The sequence below is a fragment of the Sphingopyxis sp. SCN 67-31 genome (assembly GCF_001725095.1).
The window spans coordinates 1-8,055 of sequence record NZ_MEFH01000129.1 but is presented as its reverse complement, the minus strand read 5'-3'; the positions used below and the strand labels follow the sequence as shown (position 1 = coordinate 8,055).

The following is an 8,055-nucleotide window of genomic DNA, read 5'->3' as shown; positions in this document are numbered from 1 at the left end:
AGCGCTTTCAGTTCCGACTCGATATCGCGTGGTTTGCGCATGTCGTATCTCCACGATGGGGTGATGCACCCATCATAAAGATGCGCTTGCCCGCGCGCAGCAAGGTCGTCGGGACGGGCTGGCACCACCTGGTCCCTCCGCGGATTTTTCCGTGTGAGGGCGCGCTTATACGTCGTGCCGACGTGGCTTTTGACGTGTAGATGGATTGCCGTCATGGCGATCTTCCATCTCTCGGTCAAAGTCATCAGCCGCGCGGCGGGCCGCAGCGCTGTTGCAGCCGCTGCCTATCGGTCGGCCGATCGGCTGCACGATGAACGGCTCGACCGGGCGCATGACTTCACCAACAAGTCGGGCGTCGTGCACAGCGAAGTGCTGCTTCCCGAGAACGCACCCGACGATTGGCATGACCGCGAACGGCTGTGGAATGACGTCGAGGCGTTCGAGAAGCGCAAGGACGCGCAGCTTGCACGCGAGGTCGAGTTCGCGATCCCGCGCGAGATGAGCGAGGCGCAAGGCATCGAGCTGGCGCGCGACTTCGTGCAGTCCGAGTTCGTCGAGCGGGGAATGGTCGCCGACCTCAATGTGCATTGGGACATCGGCGCCGACGGCCTCTCCAAGCCCCACGCGCATGTCATGCTCACAATGCGCGAGATCGTTGTCGGCGAGGATGGCGATGCGAAGTTCGGCGCAAAGGTCCGCGAGTGGAATGCGACTGTCGAGGTCGAACGCTGGCGCGAGCGCTGGGCCGATCATGTGAACACCCGGCTCACCGAATTCGATATCGACGCGCGCATCGATTATCGCAGTTTGGAGACGCAGGGTATCGCGCTCGAACCGCAAGGCAAGATCGGCGGCGCGGCATCGCGTATGGACGGCCGCGGCCTGGAAGCCGAGCGCATTGCCGAGCATCGCGAGATCGCGGCGCGAAATGGCGAGCGGATCATCGCCAATCCGTCGATCGCGCTCGACGCGATCACGCACGGACAGGCGACTTTCACCCATCGCGACCTAGCTATGTTCGCACATCGTCACAGCGACGGGCGCGAGCAGTTCGACGCCGTGATAGCGTCGGTGAAATCATCGCCCGAGCTGATCGAACTTGGCCAGGATGGGCGCGGCGACGATCGGTTCACGTCGCGCGGCATGATCGACGCCGAACAGCGGTTGCACCGCGCTGCCGAAACAATGACAGCGCGCGAACGGTATCGCGTCCACGAGACCGACCGAGAAAGTGCTTTGGCGGAGGTGGAGAGGCGCGGCCTGACGCTGAGCGGCGAGCAGCGTGAGGCATTCGAGCATGTGACCGACAAGCGCGGCCTGAGCATCGTTGTCGGCTATGCCGGAACGGGCAAGAGCGCGATGCTCGGCGTCGCGCGCGAAGCCTGGGAAAGCGCTGGCCTTAATGTCCGCGGTGCCGCCTTGTCGGGGATCGCCGCCGAAGGGCTGGAGCATGGATTGGGCATCGCCTCGCGCACCATTGCCAGTCTCGAATATGGCTGGTCGCGGGGACGCGACATGCTCACCTCGCGCGATGTGCTCGTGATCGACGAAGCGGGCATGGTCGGCACGCGGCAGATGGAACGGGTGCTGAGCCACGCCGCCGATGCAGGCGCCAAGGTCGTGCTCGTCGGCGATACGCAGCAGTTGCAGGCGATCGAGGCGGGCGCGGCGTTCCGTTCGCTCCACGAGCGACACGGCGGCGCCGAAATCAGCGACGTGCGGCGTCAGTATGAAGGCTGGCAGCAGCAGGCAACGCGCGAGCTTGCTACCGGACTCACCGGCAAAGCGATCGCCACCTATGCCGAGCACAATATGGTGCACGACGCCGCCACGCGCGAGATCGCGCGCAGCGAGCTTATCCAAAGCTGGGATCGCGACCGGCAGGCCAACCCCCACGCCAGCCGCATCATATTGACCCATACCAATGCCGAGGTGCGCGAACTCAACGAAGCGGCGCGCGATGCAATGCGCGCGTCGGGCGATCTTGGCGCCGACGTGTCGATCAAGGTGGAGCGCGGCGACCTAGATTTTGCCGCGGGCGACCGCATCATGTTCCTGCGGAACGAACGCAGTCTGGTGGTGAAGAACGGTACGCTCGGCACCATCGAGCGCGTCAGCGAAAACGGCATGGCGGTGCGCACCGACGACGGGCGCTCGGTCGCGTTCGACGTCAAAGACTATCGCGACCTCGACCATGGCTATGCTGCGACGATCCACAAGGCGCAGGGGATGACGGTCGACCGTGCGCATGTGCTGGCAACACCCGGCATGGATAGTCACGGCGCCTATGTCGCCATGTCGCGCCACCGCGAAGAGCTCGCGCTCCACTATGGCCACGACGACTTCAAAGATCAGGGCAAACTTGTTCGCGCGCTGTCGCGCGAGCGCGCGAAGGATATGGCGAGCGATTATGCCAAGGCCGATCCGGCGCGTGTGTTCGCAGAGCGGCGCGGGATCGCCGTGCGCGAACGGATTGCCGAGATAGTGAAGCAAGCGCCCGCGAAGGCGCGCAACATCTTCGCGGGGTTCAAGCCTGCCGTGAAGCGTGCGAGCATTGAGGTGCCGCAGGCGCCGCGCACCAACGACATGTCGCGCGCGGTCGAGCGTTATGCCCGCGCGCAGGCCGACATCGACCGCATGACGGCGAAGGGGCTGCCCACACTCGCCCATCAGCAGAGCGCGCTCGACAAGGCGGGGAGCGAGCTCGATACCGTGCGCGCCCATGCGCGCGCCGATCTGGAGTCAGCGTTCGAGCGCCAGCCCGAACTCGTGTCGCAGGCGGCGCAGGGCCGCAGCCAAGCTGCGATCCACGCGATGCGGTTCGAATCCGAAATCCGCACCGAACCCACCAAACGCGCCGAGCGGTTCGTCAGTGACTGGCAGAAGCTCCAGCAGCAGCGTGACTATATGATCGCACGCGGCGAGCGCAGCAGTTCAGCAAGACTCTCCAGCCAAATGGGCGCGATGGCGAAGAGCCTCGAACGCGATGCGCAGGTCGAATCAATTCTGAGCGCCCGCAAGTCGGCGCTCGGCATCGAAATGCACGCGACGCGTTCGGTCGGGCAGCAGCTTGCCGACATGGCGGACATCGGGTGCGGTCGTTCGCGCGGCATCGGCATTGGCATGTAGGAGAAGATATGATGGACGAGGAGGAGATCGACCCGGCAGCCGAAGCGTTCGCGCGTCTCGAAGGCGAGATCGCGATGATGCGCCGCGCGGTGCAGCAACTGGCGGCAGAAAAAGCCGCGATCGACATACCCGATTACAGCTCGACGCTTGGAGAAATTGCCCAACACTTGGAAGCCGTCACCGAAACGCTTGATACGCTCGTCTCCAAGCCAGCGATGGAACTGACGCCCGAGACCATGGCACAGCGGCTCGATCGGGTTGCGTGGCAGGCACGACAGACGGATCAGAAACTGATCAGCGCAGCGGGAAGGCGCTATGATAATGCCATCCGCGAACTGAGGGGCATCGTGGCGTCGGCACGGCACGCCGCAGATCAGCGCGACTATCTGATCTGGGCAGCGAGCGGCGGAGTGCTGGCCGGATGTCTGCTATGGGCCAGTCTCCCGGGTCCGCTTGCCCGTGCGCTTCCCGAGAGCTGGCATATGCCGGAAAAGATTGCGGCGCGAGTGCTACGCCAGCCATCGATATGGGAAGGTGGCGTGCGTTTGATGCGGGTTGGGAGCCCCAAAGCGTGGCGTGCGATCTCCGCCGCCGCCCAAATGCGACGCGACAATAAGGACAAGCTTGCTGCGTGCGAAAAGCGAGCCCTCAATCTGAAACGCCCTGTGCGGTGCACGATCGAAATCACCTCGCCCCCGAATACGCCGAGTTGAATGGGCCGACAGAGCAATAGCGGCAGGGCTGTTCCTCGTCGTCATCGGCGTGGTGCTGCCGCTCATCGCCATCCGCTGGTCGGCAGACGGCAACTCAAACCGCGGCGATATTTCCTCGGGTCCCGTCGAAACAGGCAGCGACGTGGCGAGCATAGAGCAGACCACAATCGCGGATCACCAGCGCCTCGCCGTCCCACTCGATCACGCCCTTCTGCTCGAAATCCGACAAAGCGTCTTGAGCCGAAGGGATTTCGGCGGCGTCCAGATGCGCCCGTCCGTTGCACAGCAGGTCGCGGATATGCACGGCGCGACGCTGTTCCCGCGCATCGACGTGGACGCCTCGCACCGCCGCAAGCCGCCCTTCGCCGACGAGATCGCGATATGGGCCCGATTTTTTCTCGTTCTGGACGATCAGGTTGGGAAATTTGCTGATCGCGCTGGCGCCGAAGCCGATGAGGATGGGAGCGTCATCCTCGGTAAAACCTTGGAAATTGCGGTTCACCCGGCCTTCGCGCGCCGCAGCCGCAAGTGGATCATCGGCGCGCGCGAAATGATCGAAGCCGACGGGAATATAGCCGGCCGCTTTCAGGCGCCGATAGCCGAGCCGGGCTTGATCGAAGCGCAGCCGCGCGTCGGGCAGGTTCGCGGCGTCGATCCTCCGCTGACGCGGAATCATGTCGGGAAGATGGGCATAGCCGAACAGCGCGATTCGGCTCGGCATGAGGCGGATGGTCTCGTCGAGCGTCGCGTCGAGATCCGCGAGTTCTTGCCCCGGCAGCCCGAACATCAGGTCGAAGTTGATCGCATCGATGCCGCGCAGACGCAGCGCGGCGACGACGCGCTCGATGTGCGAGAGCGGCTGGATGCGCCCGATCGCCTGCTGGACGTGCGGCGCGAAGGTCTGGACACCTAGGCTGACGCGCGTGACATGGGCCGCCGCGAGCACCAGCGCCCATTCGGACGAGAAGCCGCGCGGGTCGAGCTCGATCGAGACGTCGGGCCGGTGCGCGTCGAAGACAATGAGCAGCAGGTCGAGCAGGCGCACCAGTTCGACTGGCGCGATCGCATTCGGGCTACCGCCGCCGAACGCGATGCGGCGAATGCGCCCGCGTCCGCCCAGCCGCTTCGCAACGATCGCGACCTCCGCCCTGAGCGCGGTCAGATAATCGTCGAGCCGCTGCTTGCGCCCGGCCGCGCCGGTGTTGCAGCCGCAATACCAGCAGATGCTTTCGCAAAAGGGGATGTGGACGTAGAGCGAGATGGGCGTCGCGGGCTCGACCGCGTCGAGCGCCTGCGCATAATCGTCGGCACCGACATCTTCGGCGAATTCCATCGCGGTGGGATAGCTGGTGTAGCGCGGCACCGGCCTTGCGAGCAGATCGGGGTGATAGGACCACATGCCCGCACCCTATGCCCGATCGGGTGCCGCGACATTGACCGGGATCAACGGCGGCGGATTTTCAGCAACAACGCTTCGACCCTACCGATTTGCCGCGACGCTCGGTGACCGCGTGACACGCCTTGGCGCAGTCGCGCCGCTCCGCGGGGTCGGCCGGGTAGCCCGGCAGCAGCATCCGATGCGCCGCGCCGCCGCACGCCCGAACCGTCAGCACGCGCGCCTCGGCCGCGAGGGGCGGCTGCATCAACGCGGCGGCGCCCAGCATCAGGACGACATGGCGCGCGGTCATGACGCGTCCTCCTCCTCTTCCTCGACGAAGATGCGCACCGCCGCACCGTCGAGATCGTCGAACTGCCCGCCCCGCAGCGACCAGAAGAAGGCGGCGAGCCCGATGAGGCCGAGCCCGAGTGCGACCGGGATCAGAACCAGCAGCCCGTTCACCGCGCCGCGCCCTTCAGCCGCAGCGCGTTGCCGACGACGATCAGCGACGATCCCGACATGGCGATGGCGGCGACCAGCGGCGTCACATAGCCAAGGAAGGCGAGCGGCACCGCGATGACATTATAGCCGATCGCGAGCATGAAATTCTGCCGCACGATCGCCTGCGTCCGCCGCGCGACGCGGATCGCCTGCACCACCGGCATCAGCCGGTCGCCGAGGAAGATGCAGTCGGCGGCATTCTTGCCCGCGTCGCTCGCCGAACCCGGCGCGATCGAGGCATGGCCGGCGGCGAGCGCGGGGCCGTCGTTGAGACCGTCGCCGATCATCAGCACCCTGTGCCCCGCCGCCGTCTGACGCGCGATGGCGGCAAGCTTGTCCTGCGGGCTCATGCCGGTCTGGGCGGTCAGGCCCAGCGCGCGCGCCACCGGCGCGACGGCCGCGGCGCGGTCGCCCGACAGGATGCTCGGCGCGACGCCCGCCTGTTCCAGCGCGGAGATCGTTTCGGCGGCATCGGGACGTAGCGCATCGGCGAAGTGGACAGTGAGCGCCGGCGCGCCATCGATCGCGAGCTGGGTCGCGAGCGCGCTGTCGGCTGTGGGCTGGGCTGGGCGGCCCAGCGTCACCCGGCGGCCTTCCCATTCGGCCTCGACGCCGAAGCCGGGGGTTTCGCGGATCGCTTCCACCGCGAGCGGCGTCACCCCCGCCGCGGTCAGGTCGCGGGTCAGCGCCTCGCTGAGCGGATGGCGACTGGCGCGCGCGAGCGCGAGCAGCAGCGCGCGGACCGTCGCGTCGGCCTCGTCCAGATTGGTCGTGACCGGGCGGCCGAGCGTCAGCGTTCCCGTCTTGTCGATCATCGCGCGGTCGACCTCGGCCAGCCGTTCGAGCGCCGACCCGTCCTTCACCAGCACCCCGACCCGCATCAGCGCGCCCGACGCGACGATCTGCGCCGCGGGCACCGCGAGGCCGAGCGCGCAGGGGCAGGTGATAATCAGCACCGCGACCGCGATCAACAGGCTGTGGTGCCAGCCCGCGCCCGCGATCATCCAGCCGGCGAAGGCAAGCAGCGCCAGCGTGTGGACCGCGGGCGCATAATAGCGCGCCGCGCGGTCGGCGATGCGAACGTAGCGCGACTTGCCCTGCGCCGCCTCGCCCATCAGCCGCGCGATGTCGGCGATCGCGGTGTCGGCGCCCGCCGCGGTTACCCGGACGCGGATCGGCGCCTCGATATTCAGCGTCCCGGCGTGGACCGGATCGCCGAGACGCGCCTCCCGCGGCGCGCTCTCGCCAGTCAGCAGCGACAGGTCGATCCGGCTGGCGCCGCCCGCGACGACACCGTCCGCCGCGAGCCGCTCGCCCGCAGCGACCAGCATGACCATGCCCGGTTCAAGCGCGGTGGCGTCGACCCAGCGGCTCGTCTCGTCGGCGCCGACGACCATCGCCCCGGTGCCCATGTTGCGCAGCAGCGCGGTCACCCCGCCGCGCGCGCGGTCGCGCATCACGCTGTCGAGCCAGCGGCCGCAGAGCAGGAAGAAGAGCAGCATCACGACGCCGTCGAAATAGGCGTGGGGACCGTGCGTCGCGGTTTCGTAAAGGCTGAGCGCGGTCGCGATCAGCACCCCGATACTGATCGGCACGTCCATATTGGTCCGGCCGTGGCGCACCGCGCGCCACGCCGAGCGGAAGAAGCTGCGCCCGGCATAGGCGACGGTCGGGAGCGCGATCGCCGCTGACAGCCAGTGGAAGAGGTCGCGCGTCGCGCCGCTCGCGCCCGACCACACCGACACCGACAGCAGCATGATGTTCATCATCGCGAAGCCCGCGACCGCGACCGCGCGCAGCAGCGCCCGGCTGTCGGACGCACCGCCGTCGACCTCCGCCGGGCTGTCGCCGATCGGATGCGCCTCGAACCCCAGCAGCGAGAAGGCGCCGATCAGTTCGGGCGTTTCGGCGTCGGGGGTGCAGGAGATATGCACACGCTTTTCGGTGAAATTGACCCGCGCCGCCGCGATCCGCCGGTCGCGCACCAGCCCCTGCTCCAGCTTGGCGATGCAGCCCGCGCAGCGGATGTCGGGCACCGCGAAATCGCGCTCGACGAGCAGAGCAGCGGCCTCGGTCATTGCAGATCGACCCGGTAGCGCGCCTCGTCGACGCCGCGATGCACCGACAGGTCGAGCTGCCAGCGCCCGGCGGGCAGCGCATCGAGCGAGCGAAGCGAGCCGTCGGCGGCGGGCGCGAAGCGTATCGCGCGGGCGGGCGTCTGGCCGAGCGGGTGGCGGAGCGTCGCGACGATGCGCAGGCCCTTCATCGGCGCGCCGTCCTTACGGACGGTCAGCCGGACGTGGCGGCTCTCATCGACCGTGACGCTCTCGTCCC

General features: G+C 67.3%; 8 protein-coding genes. 2 read left to right on the top strand and 6 right to left on the bottom strand.

The features are described from left to right. Positions 1–215 (bottom strand): hypothetical protein (locus ABS88_RS21140; RefSeq protein WP_286750500.1); only part of this gene is annotated, 215 nt, incomplete at its 3' end. Here ABS88_RS21140 and traA point away from each other — a divergent pair. Both traA and ABS88_RS21130 read left to right on the top strand, forming a co-directional pair. Further along, positions 214–3,129 (top strand): Ti-type conjugative transfer relaxase TraA, encoded by a 2,916-nt coding sequence (traA, locus tag ABS88_RS21135; RefSeq protein WP_286750499.1) that lies wholly within the window; start codon positions 214–216, stop codon positions 3,127–3,129. The two genes, ABS88_RS21140 and traA, sit on opposite strands and share 2 nt — an antisense overlap. An 8-nt stretch (positions 3,130–3,137) precedes the next feature. Further along, positions 3,138–3,842: a DUF6118 family protein gene (locus ABS88_RS21130; RefSeq protein WP_286750497.1), complete on the top strand. Its 705-nt coding sequence runs from the start codon at positions 3,138–3,140 to the stop codon at positions 3,840–3,842. Between the two features lie 94 nt (positions 3,843–3,936). On the opposite strand, the gene hemN is transcribed toward ABS88_RS21130, so the two are convergent. From hemN to ABS88_RS21105, 5 genes are all read right to left on the bottom strand, one after another. Then, entirely contained in the window at positions 3,937–5,241 is a 1,305-nt protein-coding gene (hemN, locus tag ABS88_RS21125) for an oxygen-independent coproporphyrinogen III oxidase (protein ID WP_286750496.1), read from the bottom strand. A gap of 61 nt (positions 5,242–5,302) precedes the next feature. Continuing rightward, on the bottom strand, positions 5,303–5,530 hold the full coding sequence (locus ABS88_RS21120; RefSeq protein WP_286750495.1) for a hypothetical protein: 228 nt from the start codon (positions 5,528–5,530) through the stop codon (positions 5,303–5,305). Further along, positions 5,527–5,682: a cbb3-type cytochrome oxidase assembly protein CcoS gene (gene ccoS, locus ABS88_RS21115; protein ID WP_286750494.1), complete on the bottom strand. Its 156-nt coding sequence runs from the start codon at positions 5,680–5,682 to the stop codon at positions 5,527–5,529. Before ccoS ends, ABS88_RS21120 begins: the two co-directional genes overlap by 4 nt. After that, on the bottom strand, positions 5,679–7,799 hold the full coding sequence (locus tag ABS88_RS21110; protein ID WP_286750493.1) for a heavy metal translocating P-type ATPase: 2,121 nt from the start codon (positions 7,797–7,799) through the stop codon (positions 5,679–5,681). The genes ccoS and ABS88_RS21110 overlap by 4 nt, the downstream gene beginning before the upstream one ends. Then, the coding region (locus tag ABS88_RS21105; RefSeq protein WP_286750492.1) for a FixH family protein at positions 7,796–8,055 on the bottom strand (260 nt) is incomplete at its 5' end. The genes ABS88_RS21110 and ABS88_RS21105, both read right to left, overlap by 4 nt.